Origin of the sequence: Streptomyces flavotricini (assembly GCF_020639365.1) — a bacterium.
In the GTDB taxonomy this organism is placed as follows: domain Bacteria; phylum Actinomycetota; class Actinomycetes; order Streptomycetales; family Streptomycetaceae; genus Streptomyces; species Streptomyces flavotricini.
This window is the reverse complement of the sequence record NZ_JAINUL010000001.1, coordinates 4,429,319-4,453,782: the sequence shown is the minus strand read 5'-3', so window position 1 is coordinate 4,453,782 and position 24,464 is coordinate 4,429,319. Positions and strand designations below refer to the sequence as shown.

General features: G+C 72.0%; 24 protein-coding genes and 1 pseudogene. 8 read left to right on the top strand and 17 right to left on the bottom strand.

Features of this window, described 5'->3' with window-relative positions; all coding sequences use genetic code 11:
• Nucleotides 1-494, bottom strand: a pseudogene (locus K7B10_RS20115) (VWA domain-containing protein); the annotation flags it as partial.
• A gap of 353 nt (nucleotides 495-847) precedes the next feature.
• On the opposite strand from K7B10_RS20115, the gene K7B10_RS20110 reads away from it, so the two are divergent.
• Nucleotides 848-2,941: a PhoX family protein gene (locus K7B10_RS20110; RefSeq protein ID WP_229337753.1), complete on the top strand. Its 2,094-nt coding sequence runs from the start codon at nucleotides 848-850 to the stop codon at nucleotides 2,939-2,941.
• A gap of 96 nt (nucleotides 2,942-3,037) precedes the next feature.
• On the opposite strand, the gene K7B10_RS20105 is transcribed toward K7B10_RS20110, so the two are convergent.
• The 4 genes from K7B10_RS20105 to K7B10_RS20090 form a co-directional block, all read right to left on the bottom strand.
• Nucleotides 3,038-4,357: a sensor histidine kinase gene (locus K7B10_RS20105; RefSeq protein ID WP_229337751.1), complete on the bottom strand. Its 1,320-nt coding sequence runs from the start codon at nucleotides 4,355-4,357 to the stop codon at nucleotides 3,038-3,040.
• A gap of 16 nt (nucleotides 4,358-4,373) precedes the next feature.
• Nucleotides 4,374-5,096, bottom strand: a complete 723-nt coding sequence (locus tag K7B10_RS20100; RefSeq protein ID WP_229337749.1) for a hypothetical protein — start codon at nucleotides 5,094-5,096, stop codon at nucleotides 4,374-4,376.
• A gap of 94 nt (nucleotides 5,097-5,190) precedes the next feature.
• Complete coding sequence (locus K7B10_RS20095; RefSeq protein ID WP_229337747.1) at nucleotides 5,191-7,188, bottom strand: FUSC family protein; 1,998 nt, start codon at nucleotides 7,186-7,188, stop codon at nucleotides 5,191-5,193.
• 120 nt (nucleotides 7,189-7,308) lie between these two features.
• Nucleotides 7,309-8,136 carry a hypothetical protein gene (locus K7B10_RS20090; protein WP_229337745.1) on the bottom strand — a complete coding sequence of 276 codons (828 nt, stop codon included), beginning with the start codon at nucleotides 8,134-8,136 and terminating at the stop codon, nucleotides 7,309-7,311.
• A 139-nt stretch (nucleotides 8,137-8,275) separates the two neighbouring features.
• Here K7B10_RS20090 and K7B10_RS20085 point away from each other — a divergent pair, with 139 nt between their 5' ends.
• Nucleotides 8,276-8,692: a hypothetical protein gene (locus tag K7B10_RS20085; protein ID WP_229337743.1), complete on the top strand. Its 417-nt coding sequence runs from the start codon at nucleotides 8,276-8,278 to the stop codon at nucleotides 8,690-8,692.
• A gap of 64 nt (nucleotides 8,693-8,756) precedes the next feature.
• Here the strand turns inward: K7B10_RS20085 and K7B10_RS20080 are convergent, their stop codons facing one another.
• From K7B10_RS20080 to K7B10_RS20060, 5 genes are all read right to left on the bottom strand, one after another.
• Entirely contained in the window at nucleotides 8,757-8,945 is a 189-nt protein-coding gene (locus K7B10_RS20080; protein ID WP_229337741.1) for a hypothetical protein, read from the bottom strand.
• 59 nt (nucleotides 8,946-9,004) lie between these two features.
• Nucleotides 9,005-9,379, bottom strand: a complete 375-nt coding sequence (locus K7B10_RS20075; RefSeq protein WP_229337739.1) for a hypothetical protein — start codon at nucleotides 9,377-9,379, stop codon at nucleotides 9,005-9,007.
• 157 nt (nucleotides 9,380-9,536) lie between these two features.
• Nucleotides 9,537-10,118 (bottom strand): class F sortase, encoded by a 582-nt coding sequence (locus K7B10_RS20070; protein ID WP_229337737.1) that lies wholly within the window; start codon nucleotides 10,116-10,118, stop codon nucleotides 9,537-9,539.
• A 279-nt stretch (nucleotides 10,119-10,397) separates the two neighbouring features.
• A complete protein-coding gene (locus tag K7B10_RS20065) occupies nucleotides 10,398-11,153 on the bottom strand; it encodes a CbtA family protein (protein WP_229337735.1) in 756 nt (251 codons plus the stop codon).
• 29 nt (nucleotides 11,154-11,182) lie between these two features.
• Complete coding sequence (locus tag K7B10_RS20060) at nucleotides 11,183-11,395, bottom strand: CbtB domain-containing protein (RefSeq protein ID WP_030857499.1); 213 nt, start codon at nucleotides 11,393-11,395, stop codon at nucleotides 11,183-11,185.
• A 190-nt stretch (nucleotides 11,396-11,585) separates the two neighbouring features.
• Here K7B10_RS20060 and K7B10_RS20055 point away from each other — a divergent pair, with 190 nt between their 5' ends.
• Nucleotides 11,586-12,038 carry a histidine phosphatase family protein gene (locus tag K7B10_RS20055; RefSeq protein WP_229337733.1) on the top strand — a complete coding sequence of 151 codons (453 nt, stop codon included), beginning with the start codon at nucleotides 11,586-11,588 and terminating at the stop codon, nucleotides 12,036-12,038.
• Between the two features lie 13 nt (nucleotides 12,039-12,051).
• On the opposite strand, the gene pucL is transcribed toward K7B10_RS20055, so the two are convergent.
• Nucleotides 12,052-12,969, bottom strand: coding sequence for a factor-independent urate hydroxylase (gene pucL / locus K7B10_RS20050; RefSeq protein ID WP_229337731.1), 918 nt, complete (start codon nucleotides 12,967-12,969; stop codon nucleotides 12,052-12,054).
• A 230-nt stretch (nucleotides 12,970-13,199) separates the two neighbouring features.
• Nucleotides 13,200-14,552, bottom strand: a complete 1,353-nt coding sequence (locus tag K7B10_RS20045) for an aspartate aminotransferase family protein (protein WP_229337729.1) — start codon at nucleotides 14,550-14,552, stop codon at nucleotides 13,200-13,202.
• 258 nt (nucleotides 14,553-14,810) lie between these two features.
• Between K7B10_RS20045 and K7B10_RS20040 the strand changes: the two genes are divergently transcribed.
• Nucleotides 14,811-15,167, top strand: coding sequence for a sigma-70 family RNA polymerase sigma factor family protein (locus K7B10_RS20040; protein ID WP_308284610.1), 357 nt, complete (start codon nucleotides 14,811-14,813; stop codon nucleotides 15,165-15,167).
• On the opposite strand, the gene K7B10_RS20035 is transcribed toward K7B10_RS20040, so the two are convergent.
• Nucleotides 15,157-16,356, bottom strand: coding sequence for an NAD(P)/FAD-dependent oxidoreductase (locus K7B10_RS20035; RefSeq protein WP_229337727.1), 1,200 nt, complete (start codon nucleotides 16,354-16,356; stop codon nucleotides 15,157-15,159). The two genes, K7B10_RS20040 and K7B10_RS20035, sit on opposite strands and share 11 nt — an antisense overlap.
• An 85-nt stretch (nucleotides 16,357-16,441) precedes the next feature.
• Nucleotides 16,442-17,407, bottom strand: a complete 966-nt coding sequence (gene sigJ, locus K7B10_RS20030) for an RNA polymerase sigma factor SigJ (RefSeq protein WP_229337725.1) — start codon at nucleotides 17,405-17,407, stop codon at nucleotides 16,442-16,444.
• Between the two features lie 268 nt (nucleotides 17,408-17,675).
• Here sigJ and K7B10_RS20025 point away from each other — a divergent pair, with 268 nt between their 5' ends.
• The gene (locus tag K7B10_RS20025) at nucleotides 17,676-19,046 is read left to right on the top strand and encodes an FAD-binding oxidoreductase (protein WP_229337723.1); all 1,371 of its coding nucleotides are present in this window, start codon (nucleotides 17,676-17,678) and stop codon (nucleotides 19,044-19,046) included.
• 123 nt (nucleotides 19,047-19,169) lie between these two features.
• On the opposite strand, the gene K7B10_RS20020 is transcribed toward K7B10_RS20025, so the two are convergent.
• A complete protein-coding gene (locus tag K7B10_RS20020) occupies nucleotides 19,170-19,889 on the bottom strand; it encodes a TetR/AcrR family transcriptional regulator (RefSeq protein ID WP_229337720.1) in 720 nt (239 codons plus the stop codon).
• A 104-nt stretch (nucleotides 19,890-19,993) separates the two neighbouring features.
• Here K7B10_RS20020 and K7B10_RS20015 point away from each other — a divergent pair, with 104 nt between their 5' ends.
• Nucleotides 19,994-21,529 carry an MFS transporter gene (locus K7B10_RS20015; protein WP_229337718.1) on the top strand — a complete coding sequence of 512 codons (1,536 nt, stop codon included), beginning with the start codon at nucleotides 19,994-19,996 and terminating at the stop codon, nucleotides 21,527-21,529.
• A gap of 69 nt (nucleotides 21,530-21,598) precedes the next feature.
• On the opposite strand, the gene K7B10_RS20010 is transcribed toward K7B10_RS20015, so the two are convergent.
• Nucleotides 21,599-22,537, bottom strand: coding sequence for an alpha/beta fold hydrolase (locus tag K7B10_RS20010; protein ID WP_229337717.1), 939 nt, complete (start codon nucleotides 22,535-22,537; stop codon nucleotides 21,599-21,601).
• A 127-nt stretch (nucleotides 22,538-22,664) separates the two neighbouring features.
• Between K7B10_RS20010 and K7B10_RS20005 the strand changes: the two genes are divergently transcribed.
• Complete coding sequence (locus K7B10_RS20005) at nucleotides 22,665-23,300, top strand: TetR/AcrR family transcriptional regulator (RefSeq protein ID WP_229337715.1); 636 nt, start codon at nucleotides 22,665-22,667, stop codon at nucleotides 23,298-23,300.
• Nucleotides 23,301-23,316: 16 nt separating this feature from the next.
• On the top strand, nucleotides 23,317-23,784 hold the full coding sequence (locus K7B10_RS20000; RefSeq protein WP_229337713.1) for a GNAT family N-acetyltransferase: 468 nt from the start codon (nucleotides 23,317-23,319) through the stop codon (nucleotides 23,782-23,784).
• Nucleotides 23,785-24,014: 230 nt separating this feature from the next.
• On the opposite strand, the gene K7B10_RS19995 is transcribed toward K7B10_RS20000, so the two are convergent.
• Nucleotides 24,015-24,281, bottom strand: coding sequence for a hypothetical protein (locus K7B10_RS19995; RefSeq protein ID WP_229337711.1), 267 nt, complete (start codon nucleotides 24,279-24,281; stop codon nucleotides 24,015-24,017).
• Between the last annotated feature and the right edge of the window lie 183 nt (nucleotides 24,282-24,464).

Genomic DNA, 24,464 nt, shown 5'->3' with positions numbered 1-24,464 from the left:
TCGGCCACAGCTTCGGCCTCGGGTTCCGCGACGGCCTCGGCCACAGCTTCGGCCTCGGGTTCCGCGACGGCCTCGGCCACAGCTTCGGCCTCGGGTTCCGCGACGGCCTCGGCCACAGCTTCGGCCTCGGGCTCCGCGACGGCCTCGGGTTCCGCGACGGCCTCGGCCACAGCTTCGGCCTCGGGTTCCGCGACGGCCTCGGCCACAACCTCGGCTTCGGCCTCGGCGGTCACGACCTCGGCCTCCGGCTCCGCGGCCGCGGCGGCCTCGGGCTTCGCCTCGGCGGCAGGCGCATCCGGCTGGGGGCGCCGCGCCTCCGGGACCGTGGGGTCCGGCGCCGTGGCGGTGAGAAGGGTCCCCGGTTCACGGTCCCGCGGAGCGGACTGCGGGGGAACCGTGGGGTTGTCGAAGGAGGCGGCGACCAGTTCGGCCGCCACATCCAGGGGGGTCCGTTCCGCCTGGCTCGGGACGGCGGCCGAAGTGGCGTCCGTCATCTCCGGAACCGGCTCGGCAGACCGTCCGAACACCTTGCGCAACAAGCTCCGAATACCCATGGGCCAGGCCTTTCGCATGAGTGCGTGCGTCATTTGTCCGTGCTGCGCGGATGATCCCTGCCCAGAGTGGACACGTAAGGTTATCGGCCGCTTGGCTGGAACTTCGGCAGGGGCGCCCTTCGTGGCGCCCGGCCCAACCAGCACACACCCCATCTTGCCGAACTCCCGCACCGACGTGCCCGGTTCACCGGGCGTTCATTCCGCCGCCGCCGCTTCGGCGCAACCCGCGCCTACCGTCACGGCTGGATTCGACCGACATGCTGTCGGCACCCGTGCATCTACGGAGGACACTCGTGCGCAAGCTCCTGCCGCTCATAGGCAACTCGCATGGGGGCGGCCGTTCCGCCCTCACCTGCCGCTACCGCTGCGGCGACGCCTGCTTCCACGAGGTGCCGAACAAGAGCGACAACGAGTACGTCGGCGATGTCATCGCCCGCGCCTACTCGCGCCGCTCCATGCTGCGCTCCGCCGCCGTCGTCACGGTCGCGTCCGCGGCCGGCACCGCGATCACCCTCGGCAGCAACGGCTCCTCGGCGACCGCCGCGCCCGCCGCCGACGCCCAGGGCGCCGCTGCCGACGCCGCGGGTGCCCGCGGTCTGCGCTTCAAGGCCATCGCACCGAACACCGACGACCGGGTCACCGTCCCCGAGGGCTACGAACAGAACGTGGTCATCCGCTGGGGCGAGCCGATCGTGAAGGGTGCTCCCGGGTTCAACGCCGACAAGCAGACCGCCGCCGCCCAGGCCGGACAGTTCGGCTACAACAACGACTTCCTGTCGCTGCTCCCGCTCGGCGGTGACTACGAGCGCCAGCAGCTGCTCGTGGCCAACCACGAGTACACCGACGAGATCCTCATGTTCAAGGGCTACGACCCGGCGAACCCGACCCGCGAGCAGGTCGAGATCGCTTGGGCCGCACACGGTCTGGGCGTCGTCGTGGTCCAGGAGGACCACCGCAGCGGCAAGCTCACCGCGGTCAACCGCCACCAGCTGAACCGCCGCCTCACCGCGACCAGCGAGTTCAAGCTCACCGGCCCGGCCGCGGGCAGCGCCCTGGTGAAGACCTCCGTCGACCCGACCGGCACCAAGGTCCTCGGCACGCTCAACAACTGCTCCGGCGGCACCACCCCGTGGGGCACCACGCTGCACGGCGAGGAGAACTTCAACCAGTACTTCGCCAACGCCGGCCAGGTCACCGACGCCACCGAGGCCGCCCGACTGAAGCGCTACGGCGTGACCGCCGGCGCCACCGAGCGCAAGTGGGAGCGCTTCGACAAGCGCTTCGACGTGCTCCAGGAGCCCAACGAGTCGCACCGCTTCGGCTGGGTCGTCGAGCTCGACCCGTACGACCCGCACTCCACCCCGCGCAAGCGCACCGCGCTGGGCCGTTTCAAGCACGAGGGTGCCCAGCCCCGCCTGACCGAGGACGGCCGCCCGGTCGTCTACATGGGCGACGACGAGAAGTTCGACTACTTCTACAAGTTCGTCTCCTCGAAGCGGATGAAGAAGGGCGACTCGCGCGCGGCGAAGGAGCACAACCTCACGCTGCTCGACGAGGGCACCCTCTACGTCGCCAAGCTGACCGGCGACTCCCCGGCCGCCGAGTTCGACGGCACCGGCAAGCTCCCCTCCGACGGTCAGTTCGACGGCTCCGGCGTGTGGATCAAGCTCCTCACCTCCTCCCCCTCCGGGAACGTCTCGCACGTCGAGGGCATGACCGCCGAAGAGGTGGCCGTCTTCACGCGTGAGGCCGGCGACAAGGTGGGCGCCACCAAGATGGACCGCCCCGAGGACATCGAGCCCTCGCCGCGCACCGGCCGCGTGTACGTCGTCCTCACCAACAACAGCGACCGCGGCAAGACCGGCAAGGCCGGAGCGGACGAGGCGAACCCGCGCAACGCGAACAAGCACGGCCAGATCCTCGAGCTCGCCGAGAACTTCGACGACCCGGCCGGTGACGGTTTCGCCTGGCGCCTCTTCCTGGTCGCCGGTGACCCGAAGGACCCGTCCACGTTCTTCGCCGGCTTCCCGAAGGAGAAGGTCAGCCCGATCTCCTGCCCGGACAACGTGACCTTCGACCCGCACGGCAACCTGTGGATCTCCACGGACGGCAACCAGCTCGGCTCCCACGACGGCCTGTTCGGCGTCGCCACCGCCGGTGAGCGCCGCGGTGAGCTGAAGCAGTTCCTGACCGTCCCCCGCGGCGCCGAGACCTGCGGCCCGCTGGTCCAGGACAAGCGCGTCCTCGTCGCCGTCCAGCACCCGGGCGAGATCGACGGCGCGTCCGTCGAGAAGCCCCAGTCGGTGTGGCCCGACGGCCCCGGAAAGATCGTCCGCCCGGCGGTCGTGTCCGTCTGGCGCAAGGACGGCAAGAACATCGGCGTCTGATCCGGCCCGTAGGCGCGGTCAGTTGACCGGTCGAATCCACCTGGGCGGTGGGTGTTTCACGTGAAACACCCACCGCCCCCGGGTGTTTCCCCCCGGCTACCGCTGGGAGGCGCCTCCGGTGAGGCGTTCATCGGTCAGACGTCCGACGGGGAGCCGGAGCGTGGTCATCGCCCCGCCGTCGGGTGCGTTGGCGAAGGTCAGGGCGATGTCCAGGACCGACGCCTGGCCGACCACGATGGTCAGGCCCAGCCCGTGGCCCCGGCCGCGGCCCGGGTCCCCGGTGCGGAACCGCTGCGGGCCCTGTTCGATCAGCTCGGGCGGGTAGCCGGGCCCGTGGTCGCGTACGACCACCACCGGGCCCTCCACGGTCACCTCGACCGGCGGTTCCCCGTGCTTGTCGGCGTTGACCAGCAGGTTGGTCAGGATGCGGTCCAGCCGCCGGCGGTCGGTGAACACCACCGCGTCCCGGACGATCCGTACGGAGGCCTCCAGGCGGGTACCCGCGACGGCCCGCCGTACCGCCTCGCCGAGTTCCATCCGGGTCAGGTCGGCGTGCTCGACCCCCGATTCCAGCCGGGAGATCTCCAGCAGGTCCTCGGTGAGCAGGTGCAGGGCCTTGAGCCGGTCGTTGATCATCTCCTTGGGGCGCCCCTCCGGCAGCAGGGCGGCCGCGGCCAGCGAGCCGGTGAGCGGGGTGCGCAGCTCGTGCGCGACGTCCGCGGTGAAGCGCTTCTCCGCCTCGATCCGCTCCTGGAGCGAGCGGGCCATCAAGTCGAGTGCCTGCGCGACGTCGCGGACCTCGTCGTGGTAGCGCGGCCGTCGCCGGCCGCCGGCTCCGCTCGTACCCTCCGTCCCGTCCCCGCCGTCCGGCTCGGTGGGGAACCCCACGCGCGCGTCCAGGTCTCCGGCGCTGATCCGGCGGGCCACGGCGGCCGTGGTGGTCAGCCGGCGGCTGATCCGGTTGGCGAGGAACAGACCGGCCAGCGCCACGACTCCTGCGGCGAGCGCCGCAGAGGCGAGGATCGCGGTGTCGATGTCCCGCAGCCGGTGGCGGGTGCTCTCGTACGGGAGCCAGACGGCGAGGACCTTGTCGTCGGCGGGTCCGGCGGCCCACATGACGGGCTTGCGGGCGTGCTCGCCGACCATGCTGCCGGTACGTCCGCGGGCCACGAGCATGCGCAGCGGCTCGGGGAGCCCGGGCGGGTCCACGGCGACGTTCACATCGCCGTGGGAGGTGCCGTACTGGTACTGGGCGAGGGCGTAGTCCAGGTCCCGGTCCACGTCCTTGCGGACTTCCCCGACGATCTGCTGCGCGACCACGTTGTGCACGAGGATCCCGAGGACCGCGGCGACGGCGCAGCACACGGCCGTGGTGGTCAGGGCGATCTTCCAGCGCAGACTGCTCGTCACCCGCATGGCGCCCCGGCCCCGCTCAGCCCCGGCTCGCGGAGGAGCACGGGGTGGGGCTGTCCTTCTTGCCCGGGCACTCGTCGAGGGTGAGCTGCGACAGGTTCATGATCCCGGCCTCGGGGTCCCACACGTAGTCGGAGACGGAGACCTTCTCCGGGTTCGACGTAGGCTCGCGGACCGCCAGGTGTTCGGCGGCCACCTCCACGCCCTCCAGCACGCCGCGCCGGGACAGGATCCGGGCGATCGACCCGTCGTCCTGAACGGTGTAGACGCGCAGTTCGCTGACCTGGCCGTCGATGTCCAGGGCGGTGATCAGCTCGTCGCGGCCGTCGCCCGTCACGTCGTGCAGCACCGGGGGGCGCACCGGGCAGTCCGGACCACCGTCCACAGCCTGTGTACACAGCGCGAGCCGCTGCACCGCCCGGGGGTCGACGAGGCGTCCGGTCCCCTGGTCCTGGGCGGTGGCGGCGGCGATGTCGGCCCGTACGACCTCCAGCGCGTTCACGCCCCGCATGCTGAGGCCCGCGACCTTGGGCAGCCCCGGGACCACGGAGGCCGTACCGGGCTTCTGGCCCGGGCCGGGCGGGTCCGGGTGGACGTCCGCCCAGAGGGACTGCGGGGCGTGGACCGTGCCCAGGTTGCCGTCGTCACGCAGCCCGTCCACGTCGGCGCACCCGGCCGCCGCCGCGAGGACGGCGGCGAGGACCGGGGCCGCCGCGCGGCCGCGCCGGGAGAGGGGCCTCATGCACCGATGCTCTCCCGCCGGGGCCGTGGGGGCCCGGTCCCGGGGCCATTCGGGCGACGCGCTGCCCGCCGGGCCGAGGGAGCGCGGTCCCGCGTCAGTGCTCGTCGGCGGCGATCGCGCGGGCCGCTGCGAGTTCGTGGCGCACCGGGGCCAGGACGGAGCCCTCGTCCCCGGGCGGCAGCGCCGGGGGGCGCAGCTGGGTGGGGCTCCTGGCCTTGCGCACCCCCTCGGCGAGGGCGCGCAGATCGGCGATGACGGTCTCCACTTCCTCGGCGCAGGGGGCTTCGGCGCCGTGGTTGACCCGGACCCGGGCGGCGGTGGTCGCGTCCACGATGCGTTCGACGGCGACGACCAGCGGCCACCAGGCGGCGGCCCTCGCCCCCGTCGGCGGCGGCTCGGTCAGGGCCCGCTGGAACTCGTTGCGTACGCCCGACATCTCGCGGTAGATCCGCCGCCGGGCCTGGAGCCGCGCGGTCCGCGCCGCCCGCTGTCCGGCTTCCGTGTCGGGATGGGTCCCGAAGGCCCGCTCCACGTACCTGGCGGCGTCGTCCACGGTGTCGGCGAGCCGGTCGCCGATCCGGGTGTGCCAGCTCTCGGGCCACAGCAGATAGCCGGCGATCAGGGTGATGGCGCAGCCGATCAGGCTGTCCAGCAGCCGCGGCCGGATCAGGTCGAAGCCCTGGTGGTTGAGGAGGTCCGAGAGCAGCAGGATCACCGGGGTGATCGCGGCGGTCTGGAAGGCGTACCCCTTGGTGGAGAACGCGGGGATCAGGGCGCCGAGCACCACCATCACCGGCACGTCCCACCAGCCGCGCGGTACTTCGGCGAGCACGGCGGCGGCGATGACCAGCCCCGCCGCCGTGCCCAGGGCGCGCAGCACGGCCCGGGAGAACACCGATCCGAAGTCGGGCTTGAGGACGAAGGTGACGGTCAGGGCGACCCAGTAGGACCGCTCGACCTCCACCACGGAGACCAGTGTCTGGGCGAGCCCGATGCACAGGGCGAGGCGCAGCCCGTACCGCCAGGAGGCGCTGGACATCATCATGTCGCGCACCGCCCGCCGGGCGCGGACCGTCAGCGCGGCGGGGCGGCCGAGCCGGTCGTCGATGTTGTGCAGGTCCGGCTCCGGCACGTGCACGATGGCCGCGGCGTGGCGCAGGGCCGCGTCGAGGGCCCGTTCGGCGGGGGTGTGCGGAGCGGGCAGCTCCAGTGAGGTCTTCCCGGTGCGGCCTTCTTCCACGGCTCGCGCCAGGTCCCGTACGGCCGCCGGGATCTCGGGCGGCAGTGCCTTGCCCCGCAGGTGCATGGCGGGGGCGGCCTCCACCAGCGGGATCACCACGTTCAGCTGGGCCAGCATCCGTACGAGCGCGGGACTGCGGCCGTGCACCCGGGCGCGGCGGCCCAGGATCAGGTCGTAGGCCTGGTTGAGGGCGTGAGTGACCTGTCGGCGCCGCTCGTCGTAGTCCGGTCCGCCCGCGGCTTCCAGTGCGTCGGCGAGCGCCCGGTAGGTGGCCGCCACGGCGGCGCGCTCCGGCTGCCGCCCGCGCAGCGGCCAGCCCAGCAGGGACAGCAGGAGGACGAACAGTCCGCCCGCGCTGAGCAGCAGCGGGGCCGTCCACCAGGGCTGGGGGAGGGGCAGGCCGGCGCCGACCACGGCGTTGAGGAGCAGCAGCAGTCCGGACACGGATGCGACCGTGCCGATCGAGGAGATCATCCCGGAGACGAGGGCGATCAGGGTGAGGACGCCGACGGCGAGCCAGCCGTGACCGAAGACCAGGGTGCCCAGGGCCACTCCGATCGCGCCGAAGAGCTGCGGCACGGCGATGTTCAGGACCCGCATCCGGTAGGCGTCGGCGGTGTCGCCGATGACCCCGGACAGGGCGCCCATCGAGACGAGGGCCCCGTACTCGGGCTCGTTCAGGGCGAAGCCGACGGCGAGCGGGGCGGCCATCGCGACGCCGGCGCGCGCGGCGGCGGCCCAGGGGATGGGGGCGGTGCTCGGCCGTAGCCCCTTGAGCAGCCAGGCGGGTGGAGTCAGCGGACGGTGCCGGGGGCGCCCGGAGGGTATCTGTTCGGTGCGTTCGGTGCTCATTCAGCTTCCGTGCGGCCGCTCGTGAATCGGTTCTTCTGCGCTGTTCCGGGGTCTTGCGTTCTTCTTGTGTTCTTCTCGGCCTCTTCTGGGGCGTTCTGCACCTGCCGGTACCTTCCGAGCTTATGGGGTGCGGCGTAGTCGGCCCGTCAGCCAGGCGGCGAGCGCGGCGGCGAGCCCGATCGCCAGCACCACCCAGGCGGTGGTGCGCAGGAATGCGGTGAGCGCGTCGTACACCGCCGCGGCGGCCGCCCGGTCGATGTCGGCCGGCAGGTCGTCGAGGGTGAGCCGGCGGCAGACGGCCACCGCGATCCACAGCAGTACCGCGCCGACGGCGACCCCCAGCCCGGTGGCGATCACGGCGCGGCGCCGGTGGACGGCGACGGCGATCGCCGTCGCGGCGAGCACCACGGTCAGTACGGGGAGCCAGATGCCGGCGATCTGCAGCATGCGGAAGCCCTTCCGGAGTGCGCCGAGGTCGTCGTACTCCATGACCTTCACCGATACGTGGGTCACCGGGATGCGGTCGGCGAACGGCACGCCGTCGGCGACGAGGTCCCCTTTGACCTGCTCGATCACGGGGGCGAGGTCGATGGTGACGGCGTCGCCGTCACCGGTGGTGAGCGCCTTGAGGAACGCGGCGTGCGCGGCTCGGTTCGCCGCGTCCCAGGCGGTGCGGTAGGCCGGTGTGCCGGCGAAGGAGCGCAGGGCCTCGCCGAGCAGGGCGTCGACCCCGCCCTGGAAGGGGCCGGCGTCGATCTGCCCGGCGAGGGCGCGGCTCGCCTGGGTGACGACGACGCCCTGGACGGCCGGGTCCTCGGCCAGCGGGGACATCGCCGCGGTGTACCGGTCGGCGTCGCCCAACTCGTGGTCCGCCCAGTACGCGACGGCGCCCGCGGGCACCAGGAGGGTCACCAGCACGATGAGTACCGCCGAGAGGAAGGTGCGCACGTCACCAGGGAAAGCCGCGGCGGCGGGCGGCGCGAGCGGGACTGCTGCGGGCGGGTGGCCGCGCGGGCCGACCCGCTGATCCACTTGCCGGTCCGGGGTGGCGGGTGTGCCCTGGATGATGGGAGAGAGGAGCCCTGTCATGGCACATGCGGCACCCACCGCCCCCGGGCGGCACCTGCGGGCGACCGGCACGAGGACCGGCACGGAGAACGTGAGCAAGGGCCCGCTGGTGCGGGCGCTGCTCCTCGGACTGGTCTACGGCGTCTGGGCGGCCTTCATGAAGCGCCAGATGGGACCGGTCGACGCCGGCAACGTCTTCTACGGGATCCTGTGCGGCGTCGTCTTCGCCGGCATCATGTACACCCTCGCCCGTGTCGGCCCGCGGTTGATGCGGGAGGTGCACGCCGCGGCGTACGGCGCGTTCGGCGGTATCGCGGTGGGCTATCTGTACAGCCTGGCCGACCACTCCATCCTCCGCTCGTGCTGGGTCGGTTTGATCACCGGCATCGCCGTCGGGCTGGCGGCGTTCTACCGCTACTACCAACGCGAGCCCTGAGCCGGAAGCCCGCGCCGGGCGCCGGTCCCCGACGGGGGACCGGCGCCCGGCCACGTCCGCGGACTCAGCCCTCGGACGGGGTCTCGGAGCCGTTCACCGCCCCCGTCGCGGCCACCGCGGCGGTGGGGGCGGGGACGGCTGAGGCGTCCTCGCCGTCGGTCCCGCGGCGCGGGGGCTTCGGGGCCGTCGGCGTGTAGCGGGTGACCTCGGCGCGGAGCATGGCGTTCAGGGCGGCGTACGGGTCGATGGGCATGCCGGAACCTCACGGTGTTCGGGGGAGTGTGGGGGTGCGCGCGCTGCTGCTCGGCCCACTCAGCAGCGCAGGACCACACTCCGCTCCGTCCACACGGACGGCACCGGCCCGTCCGTCCCGTACCCGTCGGCCCGTACGGCCCGACCGGCATGTTTCACGTGAAACACCGGCCGCGGCAGCTGCCGTACGCCCGGCAGCCCGCGCACGGCGAGCCGTACGGCGACCCGCACTTCGGGGTCCGCGGCCGGATCGGACTCCCCCTCGGCGGGGGTGCCCGGCTCGCTCGGCGCGCCGGAGGCGGTGCGTTCGACCGCGGCGGCCGCCGCTGCGGCCGTCGTCCCGGCGGGACCGGACGCGAACAGGCACAGCAGCACGACACAGACCGCTGAAAGGGCCCTGGCCCATGCCGTGCGCGCGTACCGAGTCCCGCTCATGCGAGGGGTCTGCCCCGACACGCCGGTGAACTCCCCGACCGGACCCCAGAAGCCCCCGACCGGGGGATGAAGACACCCCCCTCGGCTGACAGGAGGCCGCGGCGGTTGCCGGATCGGCCGGTGCGCCACAGCCCGTCAGCCGGTGCGGCGCTGCCCGTCAGCCGGTGCGGCGCTGCCCGGTCAGCCGTGCCAGGACGGTGGTCTCACCACTGACCAGCCGCAGTTGGGCCCGCCCGGGCCGCTGCCCGCGACCGCTGACCCCGGCGGGCGAGACCCGGTCCACGGTGAACACGGCGGTACGACGGTCAGCGCGCGCGATCTCGATGGTCAGCCCCCGCCGCAGCTCGGCGAGGCGCAGATCGGCGGCGGTGACCACGGCGGTGCCGGCCGAGCCCGGGGCCGGGCTGTCGTGGTCCCAGGCGGCTTCCTCGGCGTCCCCGCCCAGCGGCAGGTCGACGCCCAGGCTGGGGATGTGCAGCCGCAGGGGCCGCGAGACCCGCAGCGGTGTGATGGCGAGGGCCCGAGAGGGCCGGGATCCCTTGCCCGGTGCGTGCTGCCCGGCGTGCTCCAGCTGCTCGACGAGCCGGCGGTGGCCGGACAGACCCAGCGCGCGCGAGGGCAGTGCGTCGGCGGCGGTTGCCGCCGTGGGCCCGGCGCCCTCGGTGCTCCGCAGCATTCCTACGCCGGCTCCCAGCAGAGCCACCGTCAGCACGCCGGCCACCCACTTGGCGTGGGGCATGGAATTCCCTCCTGGTGCGATGCCCCGGCTCCGTCGGCCGGGTCTTCTGAGAGCAGTGGACCCCCTCGCTGCCCGTCAGTACCGCTTACAACGCCGAAGAGTGACACCGCGTCACAGGCGTGTCGCCACTCCGCCCCGGACGTCTTCCCAGCTGGCGACGGGTGAGCCACCGCCATTCCGTGGATTGCGCAAGATACGACCGAATGAGTGGACCGCGGAAAAGACCGCGGCCCCGGCCGCCGGTGGGCGGTCAGGGCCGTGGGGATGCCGGGCACGGCGTCAGCTCGCGGGCTGCGCCGTCTCCAGGGGGGCGGTGGCCGGGGTGAGGGAGCGTTCGGCCAGGACACCGAAGGCCAGGCCGAAGGTCGTCCACATCACGGCCTGGATGGCCAGCGTGGCGAGGCGGAACTGCCAGATGAGGGCGGCGGGGAAGTCCGCCGGGACCTCGTTGATGCCGGGCAGGGAGGCGTAGGCGATGGCGACCGCCGCGACGAACGCCACCGAGGCGACGATCGACGCGTTCCAGTTCCCGAGCTTGGGCGCCAGGCGCCGGCCCAGGATGAGCGCCGCCGAGGACAGCAGCACGCTCAACGCGATCATCAGGACGTAGAGGGTGGTCCTCCGGACGACGGTGTCGGGGTCTCCGACGGCCGGCGGGTTGGAGGGGTACTTGAGGAACGGCACGAGGTTGAGGGCGACGAACAGGCCGCCCGAGACCAGCAGGGCAGTCACCCGCGGGCCGAAGCGGCCGATGCGGCCCAGCGCGTAGCAGAAGACGAGCGCGGCGATGCCGCCGAGCGCGATCCCGTACAGCAGCGTGCCGGTGCCGAGACCGGCCGTGGCCTGGAGGGCCCGGCTGACCGGGGCCGCCTCCTCGCCGTGGTCGTGGGCGGCGTGGCCCGCCTCTTCGATGGCGATGGCCGCGTCGACCTTGGATTCACCGAGGACGTAGGCGACGAGGAAGGCGGCCAGGCCCGCGAGCAGACCGGCCAGCATGCCCCGGATGAGCAGGACCCGGGGGGAAATCGGGTTCATGGTTCGGTCTTCCCTTGCTGAGGCCGGGGTCAGTGGCAGGGGAAGCCGAGGAGGTGGCGACCGTCGTGCATCCACTCGTGGACGGTGTCGCCTTCGAAGAGCGCGGTGGCGCCCTGCTCGGCACCGACGAGGTAGAGCAGGACCAGCATCAGGACGCCGACGAACACGGCCCAGGGGGCCAGCGCGGAGAGCGAGATCGGGGCGACGGCAGGGGCCGTCGTGGGCACGGCGGAGTGAGCCATGGCAGTACCTCCAGAGGGAACACGCGTCCCGGTCAGTGGTGCTCGCGACGACATGGCGGGTCTGACTTTCCCTCCCCCTCCGGGAGGATTCACAGTGGCGCGACCGTGCCGGATTTTCACCGGTACTTCCGTCATACCGTCGTCTTTTTTAGGTTGTCGTCCGAGACCGTACCGCGTTTAGGCTCCCCTTATGAAGAGTGCCGTGGTACGAGTTCAGTTCGTGACACGTCCGTTCGACGCCGCCTCGCGACAGATTCGTTTCGGCCACGGAGCCTCCTGCCCCGGCCACGCGGGCCTGCGCGGTCCGGACACGGGCGAATGGGCGGGCCGGACTCTGGACGAGGTCTCCGCCGAGGATCCGGCCGCCGTACAGCGATGGTTGACCGACCCCGACTACGCACCGCCCGGCGGGGAGTCCGTCACCGAGCTGATCGCCCGCGTAGGGGCCGCGCTCGCCGGCCTGCCCCCCGGAACGCATCGCGCCGTGGTCGACCAGGCCGTCGTACGGGCGGGCGTGGTGCACGCTCTGGAGCTCCCGGCCGCCGCCTACTGGCGCCTCGACGTACGGCCGGACACGGTGACCACCCTCAGCGGGCGGCTCGGCCGGTGGAACCTCCAGCTCGGCCGGCCGCTCGACGCCTAGGGGCGTCCTGCCGCTACGCGACGATCCAGTCGCTCGTCGCGATCACCGGCTGCACGCCGTCGCGATGGATGGTGCCCTCGATCAGGCCGTACATCCGGTCCGCCGCGAAGTAGACCTCGTTGTCGTTCTTGAGGCCGAAGGGCTCCAGGTCGACCAGGAAGTGGTGCTTGTTGGGGAGGTTGAGACGCACCTCGTTGACCCGCGGGCAGTTGTCGAGCACCCGCTCGGCCATCTGGTTCAGCGTCTGCTGGAGCGAGTACGAGTAGGTCTCGGCGAAGGCCTCCAGCATGTTCTTGCGGACCTTCTTGTACGACTGGTCCCAGTCGAAGTCGGCGTCGTCGGCGGCCAGCGCCGAGTGCGCCCAGCGCGCGGTGACCTTGGTCGCCAGGATCCGGTCGTACGCCTCCTTCAGCGTCGTGTACTTGTCCTTGATGTAGCCGTGGAACTCGGAGTTCGTCGAGTTCATCACCGTCAGGTCCTTCAGACCCGAGATGACCTGGAGGCCCGTCGTCTCGCTGTACGTGACCTGCGCCGTGCGCACCTCCTGGCCCTTGCGGACGAAGGAGTGCTGCTCCTTGCGCGTCGGGACCGGGATCCGCTCCCAGGCGTACTCCTCGATCCGGATCTGCGCCTCGCGGATCGGCGACTGGGAGGAGACGAAGTGCTTGGCGAGCAGGATGCCGAAGGCCTCGGGCGAGGCGATTCCGTGCTCCTTGCCGAAGGCGTACACCGTGTTCTTGGTGGTGTCGGTCGGCAGGCAGTTGGCGTTGTCGCCGGTCAGGTGGACGTCGCGGAACTCGCCGCGGAGCGCGACCGACACGTTGAGGTCGCGTATCTCGTGCCACGACCCGTCGGATCCCTTGCGGGTGACCTTGACGATGCGGTTCTCGGCCTTGCCGTACTGGTTCTGCGCGAGGACGTGCTTGCTCATGGCTGTATTCCTTCGGGTACACGGAGTCCGACTGACTGGATCCCGTACGCCCGGCGTCCAGCGGTCGGCCCGCTCCCCGCCGTTCGGTCACGGAGGACCGCCCCGGGACTGACGTGCATCCCGGTCCGTAGGTGCTCTCTCGGATTCCAGCACGTTCACGTGGTGTTCGGAATGGCGCGGAACGTCCAAGACAGGCGCCCACGGATTGGGCGACCGTATATCCGTGCAGGTCAGGCCATGTGCGCGTCCGCTACGGACAGGGCCTCGTCGAGGATCGCCAGCCCCTTGGCCACGTCCTCGGGGGCGATGTTGCAGGGCGGGGCGACGTGGATGCGGTTGCCGGCGATCAGCGGCCACAGCCCGCCCTTCTTGCAGGCCGCCCCGAACTCGGCCATCGGCGCGTTGTCCGCCGCCGAGGCGTTGTACGGGACCAGCGGCTCGCGCGTGCGCGGGTCCCGTACGAGCTCCAGCGCCCAGAACGTGCCCAGCCCGCGGACCTCCCCGACCGACGGGTGTTTCTCGGCGAGGGCGCGCAGGCCCGGACCCAGCAGCTCCGCTCCGGTGCGGGCGGACTGCTCGACGATGCCCTCCTCCTCCATGACGTTGATCGTCGCCACGGCGGCCCCGCAGGCCAGCACGTGCCCGGAGTACGTCAGCCCGCCCGGGTAGGGCCGGCGGGCGAAGGTCTCGGCGATGGCGGCCGAGATGGCGACCCCGCCCAGCGGGACGTATCCGCTGGTCACGCCCTTGGCGAAGCAGATCAGGTCGGGGGTGACGCCCCAGTGCTCGGAGGCGAACCACTTTCCGGTGCGGCCGAAGCCGACCATGATCTCGTCGAGGATGAAGACGATGCCGAAGCGGTCGCAGAGCTCGCGGACCCCGGCGAGGTAGCCGTCCGGGTGGACGAGCACGCCGGGTGCGCCGCCGACGGTCTCCAGGATGATCGCGGCGATGGACTGCGGACCCTCGAAGACGATCGTGTCCTCGAGGTGGCGCAGCGCGCGCTCGCACTCCTCGGCCTCGGTGGCCGAGTAGAACGGCGAGCGGTAGCTGAAGGGCCCCCAGAAGTGCACGACGCCGGCGGTCGCGCTGTCGTTGCCGAAGCGGCGGGCGTCACCGGTCAGGTTGATCGCGGTGGAGGTGGCCCCGTGGTACGAGCGGTACGCGGACAGCACCTTGGGTCGGCCGGTGTGCAGCCGCGCCATCCGCACGGCGTTCTCGACGGCCTCGGCGCCCGCGTTGGTGAAGAAGATCTTGTCGAGGTCGCCGGGCGTGCGCTCGGCGATCAGCCGGGCCGCCTCCGCGCGGACGTCGACGGCGAAGCCGGGCGCGACGGTGCAGAGCTTGGCCGCCTGCTCCTGGATGGCAGCGGTCACCTTGGGGTGCTGGTAGCCGATGTTCGTGTAGACGAGGGCGCTGGAGAAGTCGAGGAAGCGGTTGCCCCGGTAGTCCCAGAAGTACGAGCCCTCGGCACCGGCCACGGCGAGCGGGTCGATGAGCTCCTGAGCCGACCAGGAATGGAAAACGTGCTTCCGGTCGGCGTCTTTCACGGCGGCGAGCGCGTCGGCGGCTTCTGCGTTCATGTCCCGAGCGTAGTTGTCCATGATGTGGACCCCCGGGAGGGGCGGACGATGTTTCACGTGAAACACCGCCCCGGTGTTGCGGCATCGGGTTAGCGTCCTGACCACCGTCGTCGGCCGGTGTTCCTGGACATGCTGCGCTCACGCACCTCGCGTCGCGGCGAGTACCTCGCGCTCCGGATCGATGCCGGAGAGCCCCGTGACACTGCCGCCTGAGGCGGGGACCTCGACGCGCTCGTCGACCTCCTCGACCCGGATGTCGTGGCCCGCTCCGACGGCGGCACGCTGCGCCCGCGTGCGGTCCGGCGGGGTGCCACCGACGTGGCCTCGAACGCGATCACGTTCGCCCGCTTCGCAGCGGCCGCCGTCCCGGTCCTGGTCAACGGCATCCCCGGCGCACTCGCGATGGCGCAGGGCAAGCCCCTGTCCCTGACGGCGTTCACCGTCCGGAACGGCAAGATCGTCGCCCTGGACATCCTCACCGACCCCCACCGCCTGGCCGGCATCGGCCTCGGCCACACCCCGGACGGCCGACCTCGGATCCCCGGATCGGAACAGGCAGCGGCACCGGGGAGGACCGGCTCGCCGAAGAGGACTCCAGGGTGCTTCACAGGGTGACGCGGAGGGGCGCTCGACCGGCTTCGGCGGTCGCCGTGAGACGGCGGCGGCGGCTCGGCACCATCATGGTCGGGTGGGCGATGGTCCAGGTCGTGGCCGAGCAGATGAGTTCCTTGATGCGGGCGCCGGCCCGGCCCGTGATGACGGTGGACGTGGGCTGGTCGTCGGGGGTCACGCGCTGGAGGATTCCGTCGCGGCGTCCGAGGCTGATGCACTGGCTGGCGTAACCGATCCCGGTCTCGGATACCTTGCGACCGGTCAGGCGCGCGGCGAGGGCGTCGGCGGCCCGCCACGCCATCGGGGTTGCCGTGGCGCACGCCATCCGCAGCGGCTCGCCGCCCACTCCTCCGGCGAAGGCGGCGTCGCCGACGGCGTACACATCGGGGTGGGAAACCGACCGCATGGTGCCGTCGACGACGATGCGGCCGGTGTCGGAGACCTCCAGGGTCGTGGCGGCCGCCATCGGGTGCACGGTGAAGCCCGCCGTCCACACGGTCACTTGGGCCGGGATCGTCCCGGCGGCTGCGGTGTCCACGCCGTCCGCTCCGACGCGCGTGATGTCGGCGTGCTCGTGGACCGTGATGCCGAGCCGGTCGAAGGCACCGCTCAGGTGCCGCCGGGCCTTGTCGCTCAGCCAGTCGCCGACACCGCCGCGGGCGGCGATGGCGACCTTCAGTCCCGGATGCGCCTCGGCGATCTCGGTGGCCGCCTCGATGCCGGTCAGGCCGCCGCCCGCGACCAGTACGGTCCCACCCGCTTCCAACTCGCCCAGCCGAGCCCGCAGGCGCAACGCGGCCTGCTTGCCGGAGACGTTGTGGGCGTACTCGGCGACACCGGGGACGCCGTGGTCGGCGGCGGTGCTCCCGAGGGCGTACACGAGGGTGTCGTATCCGACGGTGGTCTCGCTGCCGCTTTCGTCGGCGAGAGCGACGGTCTTGCGGTCCACGTCGACCGAGGTGACCCGCGCCGTCCGGAACAGCACGCCGGTGCCCGCGTAGATGCCGGCCAGCGGGCGCCGCGGCAGGTCCTGGCCGCTCGCGAGCTGGTGCAGACGGATCCGTTCGACGAACTCGGCGTCGCCGTTGACCAGGGTGATCTCTACGTCGTCGTGGTGCAGCCGCTTGGCGAGACGACCGGCGGTGATGGCTCCGGCGTACCCGGCCCCGAGGACGACAATGCGGTGCTTCATGGCTGGCTCGCTCCCTATCCGGTTGGACTCACCTCCTGAACCGGACAGCCCCGCGATTCCTGACAGGAATCGGATGTGACGTGGGTCACCACATCTGTGCGAGGGGGTGATGGGGGCCGGAGGCCGCCCACCGGCGCGTGATGCGCTCCAGCTTGTCGGGGTTGACCTGGATCCGGACCGCCCGGACCGCCTCCATGCCGTCGGCGGCCGCGCCGGCGGTCGCGTCGAGGCAGATGACGCCGATGATCTGCTCCCCGACCGAGACCAGCACGGCGGGACCGCCGTTGACGACGCCGGCGTGGAGGGCGGGATTTCCACCGGCGTGGGCCAGCTTGGCGGCGCCCGGCCGGAACAGGCCGCGCAGGTAGCGCGCGATGTGGAGCGCGCCGACGACCGGGGTCCTGCGCGCCGGAACCCGGGCACCGCCGTCGGCCACGCTGACCGCGTCGTCGGTGAGCAGCCGGATCAGCGGCTCGGTGTCGCCGCTGAGGGCCGCGGCGAGGAACTCCTCGACGACCTTCCGCGCGGCGACCGCGTCGATCTCGGTCCGGGTCCGGTCGGTGGCGAGGTGCTGCTTGGCGCGCCGGTGGATCTGCTGGCAGTTCGCCTCGGTGAGGTCGAGGATCTCCCCGATCTCACGGTGGGCGTACCCGAACGCCTCGCGCAGCACGTACACCGCGCGTTCGTTGGGCGACAGCCGCTCCATGAGGGTGAGCATCGCGAGGGACACGGATTCGCGCTGCTCGGCGGTGTCGGCCGGACCGAGCATCCGGTCTCCGGCCAGCACCGGCTCCGGGAGCCACTGCCCCACGTAGGTCTCGCGCCTGACGCGGGCGGAGGTGAGCTGGTTGAGGCAGAGGTTGGTGAGGACCTTCGTCAGCCACGCCTCGGGCGTCTCGATCCGCTCCCGGTCCGCGGCGTGCCACCGCAGGTACGTCTCCTGCACCGCGTCCTCGGCGTCACCGGCCGACCCCAGCAGCCGGTAGGCGATCGCCTCCAGGCGGCCCCTGGAGCCCTCGAACAGATCGGCCTCGTACGTACGGAGCGACATCACGCCATGATCGGCCACACCCGCGAGCCACGTCCACCCCGTACCCGGGGCCCGCGGAGCCGAGCCGGGAGGCCGCCGCGGATCTCGAGTTGAGGCGGCGCGCCATCGGCGTAGCGTGGAGAGGGCCGGGGTCGGTGACAGGGCGCGTGGCGGGGCGCGTGGCGGGGTGCAGCATCCCGCAGGGAGCCCCGACGGCGCCCGTTTCCACAGGCGCCGAGCCCCCTTCCCAGCCGAGTCGGCGAGGGCAGAGGCACGAGGAGCGATCGCTATGGGCAAGCTCTCGATCGAGCAGTTGCGTGAAGGCGTCCGCGGGGCGGTCACCACCCCTGACGACGATGCCTACGACCAGGCGCGCAAGGTGCACAACGCCATGATCGACAAGAGGCCGGCCGCCGTGGTGCACTGCGCCAACGCGGGCGACGTCATGGCCGCGGTCGGCTTCGCGCGGGAGAACGAGCTCGACCTGGCGGTGCGTGGCGGCGGGCACAGCGTGCCCGGCTTCGGCACCTGCGACGGTGGCGTCGTGGCCGATCTGTCGGGGATGCGCGGCGTGCGTGTCGATCCCGTGCGCCGGACGGCGCGTGCCGAAGGCGGCGCGACCTGGGGCGACTTCAACGCGGCGACGCACGCCTTCGGTCTGGCGACGACCGGGGGGATCATCTCGACCACGGGCGTCGGCGGCCTCACACTGGGTGGGGGCATCGGCTATCTCGCCCGCGGACTCGGCCTGAGCTGCGACAACCTGATCTCCGCCGACGTGGTGACCGCGGACGGCCGGCTGCTCATCGCGAGCGAGGAGGAGAACGACGACCTCTTCTGGGCGCTGCGCGGAGGCGGCGGCAACTTCGGCGCGGTGACCTCGTTCGAGTTCCGGCTCAGCCCCGTCAAGGACGTCTACGGGGGGCCGATCCTCTACGAACTGGAAGACGCCGCCACCGTACTGCGCTCCTTCGCCGAGTACATCGCCGATGCGCCGGAGGAACTCGGCGGCTTCCCGGCCTTCCAGCTGGCCCCGCCCCTCCCGTTCATCCCCGAGAACCGGCACGGCGACCCCTTCGTCCTGGTCGTGGCGTGCTGGGCGGGGCCGCTGGAGGAGGGGGAGCGCGCCCTGCAGGCCTTCCACGACTTCGCGCCGGTGGTCGCCGAGCACGTCGGGCCGATGCCGTATCCCGCGCTCAACAGTGCCTTCGACGCGCTGGTGCCGCCCGGCCTCCAGCACTACTGGAAGGCCAACTTCGTGACCGAGCTCAGCGACGCCGCGATCGCGGCGCACGTGGAGTACGGACCACGGCTGCCGGCCGTGAACTCGACGGTCCACATCTATCCCATCAACGGTGCCTGCCACCGAGTCGCGCCGCAGGCAACGGCCTTCGCCTACCGGGACTGCTCGTTCGCCCCCGTCATCGCCGGCATGTGGCCCGACCCCTCCGCCAACGAGGCGAACATCGCGTGGGTGCGGGACTACTACGAGGCGACCGCCCCGCACTCGGAGGAAGGCGGTTACATCAACTTCATGGCCGCCGACGACCAGGACAGGATCAGGGCCAACTATAAGGGCAACTACGACCGCCTCGTCGAGGTCAAGCGGAAGTACGACCCGGGAAACGTGTTCCACCTGAACCAGAACATCGCGCCCTAGCCCAGCCCCGCGGGTCAGCCCCAGCGGGTCAGCCCCAGCGGGTCAGCCCAGCAGGTCTGCCCCTTGGCGGACCGTGCAGCGGAAGGAGAAGGCGCGCAGCTCTCGGTCGTGGATGAGGTGCGCTCACTCATCGGGCGTTCCTTCCTTTCGTACGTCGGAGCCCTGCTCCAGCAGGGTGGACAGTCCGTCCAGGAGCCGTTCGAGGGCGAAGGAGAAGCGGTCCTCCATGGAGGGACCGGTCAGGGCGTCGGCGAGCGCGACGAGATGGGGGAAGGTCTCCTGCGGCAGTCGGCGCAGCTGCTCCCCCGCAGCCGTGGCGACCTCCCGGCGGCCGGCGCCCATGGCCTCGGAAGCCGAGAGGGGACCCTGCTCCTGGAGCACGAAGCCCTGGACGAACGCACCGAGCGCGTAGTTGACCATGGCGGCGTCGGCGTCGGAGAACCCGGCCTCCCGCAGGCGGCCGAGCTGGTCTTCCATCAGGCGCAGCAGGTGGGGGCCCGGGACGAGCCGGCCCGCGACGACCTTGGCGGCGTCGCGCTTGCCGAGCAGATGACGGCGGTAGCGCACGCAGTACTCGCGCAACTGCTCTCGCCAGCCGCCCTCCCGGGGCGGCGCCTCGGCATCGGCCATGAGCTCGTCGGTGAGCAGGTCGAGCAGTTCCTCCTTGTTGCGCACGTGCCAGTACAGCGAGGCCGCCTTCACCCCCAGCTCGGCGGCGACCTTGCGCATCGACAGGCCGTTGACGCCCTCCCGCTCCAGCACGCGCAGGGCGGCCTGGACGAGCGCCTGCCGGGTCAGCCCCGGCTGTGACGGGGCGTCGTCGCTCTTGCTCTCCACGGCCATCGGCCACCTCCGTACGCGGGTCCCGCCGGGAATCCCGCTTGCGCGACTAACACTGTTAGGTGCAGTCTAAGCGCACGGATCGACTAACACTGTTAGGGAGAGTGATGACGAAGCCGCCCGCCCGACACAAAGGGCTCGTGCTCGCCACGCTGTGCGCCACGATGTTCATGGCGATGCTCGACAACGTCATCGTCAACAACGCCCTGCCCCGCATAGGGCAGCAGCTGCACTCCGGCGTCAGCGGACTTCAGTGGGTGGTCGAGGGCTACAGCCTGGTCTACGCGGCCCTGCTGCTCACCGGCGGCACCGTCGGCGACCGGTACGGCCGCAGACGGATCTTCCTCACCGGCCTGGCGGTCTTCACCGCGGGCTCGGCGGCCGCGGCGCTTTCCGCTACGACCGGCACGCTGATCGCCGCCCGGATGTTCCAGGGCCTCGGCGCCGCCCTCCTCACACCGGGCAGTCTGTCCATCCTGCGCCACGTCTTCACGGACGAGAAGGAGCGGGCCAGGGCCGTCGGCCTCTGGTCCGGCGTTTCCGCGCTGGGTCTGGCCGTCGGCCCGGTCCTGGGCGGGCCGATCGTGGACGCCTTCGGCTGGGCCGCCGTCTTCTGGATCAACGTTCCCATCGGGGCGGGCGGCCTGCTGCTCGCGGCCCGGGTGCTCCCCGAGTTCGCCGCCCGCACCCAGCGGCTGGACCTGCCGGGCCAGGCGCTCTCCGCGCTGGGATTCGGCGCGCTGGTGTACGCGCTCATCGAGGGGCCCGGCCGGGGCTGGACCGACACCCGGGTGCTCACGCTCGCCGCCGTCGCGACGCTGGCCCTGCCCGCGCTCGTCGTCGTCGAGGCACGTAGCACCGACCCCATGCTCGACCTGCGCTTCTTCCGGGACCGGGTGCTCACCGGCGCCGCGGTGAGCGGGTTCATGATCAGCTTCGGCATGTTCGGAGCCGCCTTCTTCCTGCCCCTCCTCATGCAGGACGTGATGGGCTGGTCCCCGTCGGACGCCGGCCTTGCGGGCTTGCCGATGACCGCGATGATCGTCGTCGCCGCGCCGCTGTCGAGCGCCCTCACCTCACGCCACGGCCCCCGCCTCCCACTGGTCGCCGGCCTGGCCCTGTGCGCCGCGGCCCTCGGCGCCCTTTCGCTCTACGGCGCACACGCCCGCTATCCGCAGTACGTCTGGGTCCTGCTCGCCATGGGTCTCGGCATGGGCATGACGTTCGCCCCCGTGTCCATCACGATCATGCAGCGCGTCGACCCGGCGCGGGCCGGCATGGCCTCCGCAACCCTCAACACCCTGCGCGAGATCGGCGGCGTCATCGGCGTCGCCGTCCTCGGAGCCGTCCTCAGCAGCCGGCTCACCGCGACCCTGACCGAAGCGCTGCACCGGCTCGGCGCCCCCGCCGACCTCGACCGCCCCTTCCCCGCCGCCCCGGACGGCGCCGCAGCCCTGCCCGACCCGGTCCACGACGCCGTGAACGCAGCCTTCGTCGACGCCCTGCACGTGGCGCTGCGCTGCGGCAGCGCCGCCCTGGCGGCCGCGGCGCTCGTCGTCGCCCTGCTCCTGCGCCGGCCACGAGGCGCCACCCCGCCACCCGCCGCCCGCCCGACCCCGCAACCGCAAGCGGCACACCGATAGGGGCCGCGATTCCCCCGCGCCCCGCGTCCCGGCTGCTCCCGCGGACCCCGTTTCCTCCCCGCCGTGTCCCTACGCGTCGACCGCAGAGGGGTCGAGGGAGTCGACGCCCTCCATGAAGGACAGCATCCGGGCGTTGACCATGGCCGGGTGGTCGATCTGCGGGCCGTGCCCGGTCGCGGTGATGATCTCGGCGCGGGCTCCGGCCACGAGGCGCGGTACGCGTTCCAGCTGGCGCTTCGGGTGCACGAGCAGGCTGTGCTTGCCCATGATGACGTAGAGCGGGGTCCGGATGGACCGCAGCGCGTCCTCGGCCAGCGGCAGGGGTGCGGGGCGGCGGATCCGGTACGCGCGGACGCCGAGCTGGACCCACTTGCGCATCTCGGGGACGGCGATGACCGGCTGGTCCAGCCACTTGGCGAGCCGGGGTCGCAGCGCCTTCGGGGCGAAGGTGGCGAACAGGCTCACGAAGACCCAGGCGAAGAAGCGCAGGCCGACCTTCTCCAGGCCGCCCGGGTCGAGGGCGGTGACCGAGGCGAGCCGTCCGGGCCGCCGGTGAGCCTGGTTGAGGACCAGCCAGCCGCCGTAGGAGGAGCCGACGAGGTGGACCCGGTCGAGGCCGAGCGCGTCGAGGGCCTCGTCCATCCACTGCGCGGCGCGCTCGGGCTGCCACATGGGCTCGCGGTGGATGCTGCGGTTCGCGTCGCCCGGGGTGTCGAGAGCGTAGACGGGGCGGTCGAGGCTGAGCCCGGGGGTGTTGGGGTACCACATCGCCGAGCTGTAGCCGGCGCCGTGGATCAGGACGATCGGCGTCCGGGACTCGGCCGCGGGGTCCGCGGGCCCGTACCGGTAGACGTGGGTGGTGCCGAAGCTCGTCTCCACGTCCGTCTCGGAGCGGGCGGGTGCCCCCATCGCGTGGAGCACGTCCTCGGCAGCGAAGTAGCGGTCGCGCAGAGTGTCGTTGACGTAGCGGCCCACATCGCGGCGTACGCGGGCGGTGTTCTCGGGCACGGCGGCACCTCCTGTGAAGATCCGTTCTTCGTGGTACGACCGTACCACTAATGTGGTACATCGGTACCATGAAGGGGTTCGGATAGCGGAGTGCGAACCCACCATCGACGGGCGGAGACACGGGAACATGCCGAAGCGCGTGGATCACGAGGAGCGGCGCGCCCAGATCGCCGAGGCGCTCATCCAGGTCGCGGGGCGGCGCGGGCTGCACGCCGTCGGCATGCGCGACGTGGCCGCGGAGGCGGGCGTGTCGCTCCGGCTCGTGCAGTACTACTTCGAGACCAAGGAGAAGTTGCTCTTCTACGGCCTCCAGCACCTGACGGCCCGCTTCACCGCGAGGGTGGGCGCCCGCCTGGCCGCCGCGGGCCCGGATCCGGGCCCGCGCGCCATGGTGGAGGAACTGCTGCTGGCCTCGCTGCCGACCGACGACGAGAGCCGCACGTTCCACCTGCTGTACAGCTCCTACGCGATCCTGTCGGTGACCGACGAGGCGCTGGCCGCCCAGCCCTTCATCGACAACCCCGACGCCGCGGAGCACGCCCTGACCGGACTCCTCGAACAGGCGCAGGCGTCAGGCGTGGCCGACCCGGACGCCGACGCGCGCACGGAGGCGATCAGCCTGCTCGCGATGGCTGCGACCCTGGGCACCAGCATCCTCGTGGGCCAGCGGCGTCCGGAGTCGGCGATCGCGGTGCTCCGTCACCACCTGGACCGGATCTTCACGACGGCCGAGACGCCCGAGAGGGGAGCGGGTCGGGGATGAGCAACGGCACTGTCACATGGGGCGTTTCATCGTGTTCGTAAGGGAAGAGGATGCATTCGATCCGGGTGAAATGCTGGGCCTCTACGACTCCGTCGGATGGGAGGGCTACACCCGTGACGTCGACAGGCTGTGCCGGGGCCTGGCGAACTCCCACTTGGTCATCACGGCACGCGACGCTTCGGGAACACTCCTTGGCCTGGCCCGGACGGTCTCCGACGACGAACACATCTGCTACGTCCAGGACGTCGTGGTCAACCCCGCGTATCACCGCCAGGGCGTCGGCCGGTCCCTGGTCGAGCACCTCATGCGGCGGTATTCGCACTGCCGCTTCTTCCTCCTCTCCACGGACCACGAGTCGTCGGAGGAGGGCGATCGCAACCACGCGTTCTACCGAAGCCTTGGTTTCCTGTCCTACGAGGAGAAGGAGATGGCGGGCTTCGGGCTGCCCAGGAACCGCCCCGACCTGCGCGATGCGACGCCCTGACCGGACCCGCGGCGGGTCCCCCGCGCCTGCGGAGCGGCATGCGGAATCACCGATCTCCGAGCCTCCCGTGCCCGTCCGGCCAGGGGGACGCCGCCGCCCAGCGGCGAGGGTTCCGGACCTGGCTGAACTCGTTGCGCGCGGGAGACGTTTCGGTCGGCAAGCCCGCCGAGGGGAGGGGATGGCTGTCGGGCCTAGCCGCAGGCGGCGGCTCCGGGGGCCCTCGGAGGCTCTCAGGTCTCGTCGGAGTGGGCGGTGGTGCCGACGGGGGTCCTGCTGGTGGCCAGCCAGGAACGGGCGGGGCCGGCGGGTGTTGCGGTGTCCACGGTGAGGTGGAGGCGGGTGCCGCCGTCGAGGCCGGGATAGCTGCGCTGTTCCGTGCCCGCGAAGCAGTGGCGAAGCGCCTCCGCGACGGCTCGGGCGGCTTCGGGTGTGTGCGCGATGATCCGTACCTCGGCGTGCCCGGGCGATGGCAGTGTCTGGGTCTCGATGTACTTCACGTGGGCGTGGTTCCCTTCGGGGTGGGCGCGTGGCCGGCGGGGCGGGGCGCCGTGGCGTCCCGCCCGCTGCCCCCGGTCGGAGGAGGGTCTGTTCCTCGCCGGTCGGCTTCCGTGTGGTGGGCTCGACGACCGGTGTCGTCCGGCAGGCCGGGAGGCCTCGGCCGGGGGTCGCTGAAGCGGTGG

Coding starts and splice junctions, on each gene's coding strand:
- K7B10_RS20105 (WP_229337751.1), bottom strand. CDS start 4,357: ATGCGGGTGACGAGCAGTCTGCGCTGGAAGATCGCCCTGACCACCACG.
- K7B10_RS20100 (WP_229337749.1), bottom strand. CDS start 5,096: ATGAGGCCCCTCTCCCGGCGCGGCCGCGCGGCGGCCCCGGTCCTCGCC.
- K7B10_RS20095 (WP_229337747.1), bottom strand. CDS start 7,188: ATGAGCACCGAACGCACCGAACAGATACCCTCCGGGCGCCCCCGGCAC.
- K7B10_RS20085 (WP_229337743.1), top strand. CDS start 8,276: ATGGCACATGCGGCACCCACCGCCCCCGGGCGGCACCTGCGGGCGACC.
- K7B10_RS20080 (WP_229337741.1), bottom strand. CDS start 8,945: ATGCCCATCGACCCGTACGCCGCCCTGAACGCCATGCTCCGCGCCGAG.
- K7B10_RS20075 (WP_229337739.1), bottom strand. CDS start 9,379: ATGAGCGGGACTCGGTACGCGCGCACGGCATGGGCCAGGGCCCTTTCA.
- K7B10_RS20070 (WP_229337737.1), bottom strand. CDS start 10,118: ATGCCCCACGCCAAGTGGGTGGCCGGCGTGCTGACGGTGGCTCTGCTG.
- K7B10_RS20065 (WP_229337735.1), bottom strand. CDS start 11,153: ATGAACCCGATTTCCCCCCGGGTCCTGCTCATCCGGGGCATGCTGGCC.
- K7B10_RS20060 (WP_030857499.1), bottom strand. CDS start 11,395: ATGGCTCACTCCGCCGTGCCCACGACGGCCCCTGCCGTCGCCCCGATC.
- K7B10_RS20055 (WP_229337733.1), top strand. CDS start 11,586: ATGAAGAGTGCCGTGGTACGAGTTCAGTTCGTGACACGTCCGTTCGAC.
- pucL (WP_229337731.1), bottom strand. CDS start 12,969: ATGAGCAAGCACGTCCTCGCGCAGAACCAGTACGGCAAGGCCGAGAAC.
- K7B10_RS20045 (WP_229337729.1), bottom strand. CDS start 14,552: ATGAACGCAGAAGCCGCCGACGCGCTCGCCGCCGTGAAAGACGCCGAC.
- K7B10_RS20035 (WP_229337727.1), bottom strand. CDS start 16,356: ATGAAGCACCGCATTGTCGTCCTCGGGGCCGGGTACGCCGGAGCCATC.
- sigJ (WP_229337725.1), bottom strand. CDS start 17,407: ATGTCGCTCCGTACGTACGAGGCCGATCTGTTCGAGGGCTCCAGGGGC.
- K7B10_RS20025 (WP_229337723.1), top strand. CDS start 17,676: ATGGGCAAGCTCTCGATCGAGCAGTTGCGTGAAGGCGTCCGCGGGGCG.
- K7B10_RS20020 (WP_229337720.1), bottom strand. CDS start 19,889: ATGGCCGTGGAGAGCAAGAGCGACGACGCCCCGTCACAGCCGGGGCTG.
- K7B10_RS20015 (WP_229337718.1), top strand. CDS start 19,994: ATGACGAAGCCGCCCGCCCGACACAAAGGGCTCGTGCTCGCCACGCTG.
- K7B10_RS20005 (WP_229337715.1), top strand. CDS start 22,665: ATGCCGAAGCGCGTGGATCACGAGGAGCGGCGCGCCCAGATCGCCGAG.
- K7B10_RS20000 (WP_229337713.1), top strand. CDS start 23,317: ATGGGGCGTTTCATCGTGTTCGTAAGGGAAGAGGATGCATTCGATCCG.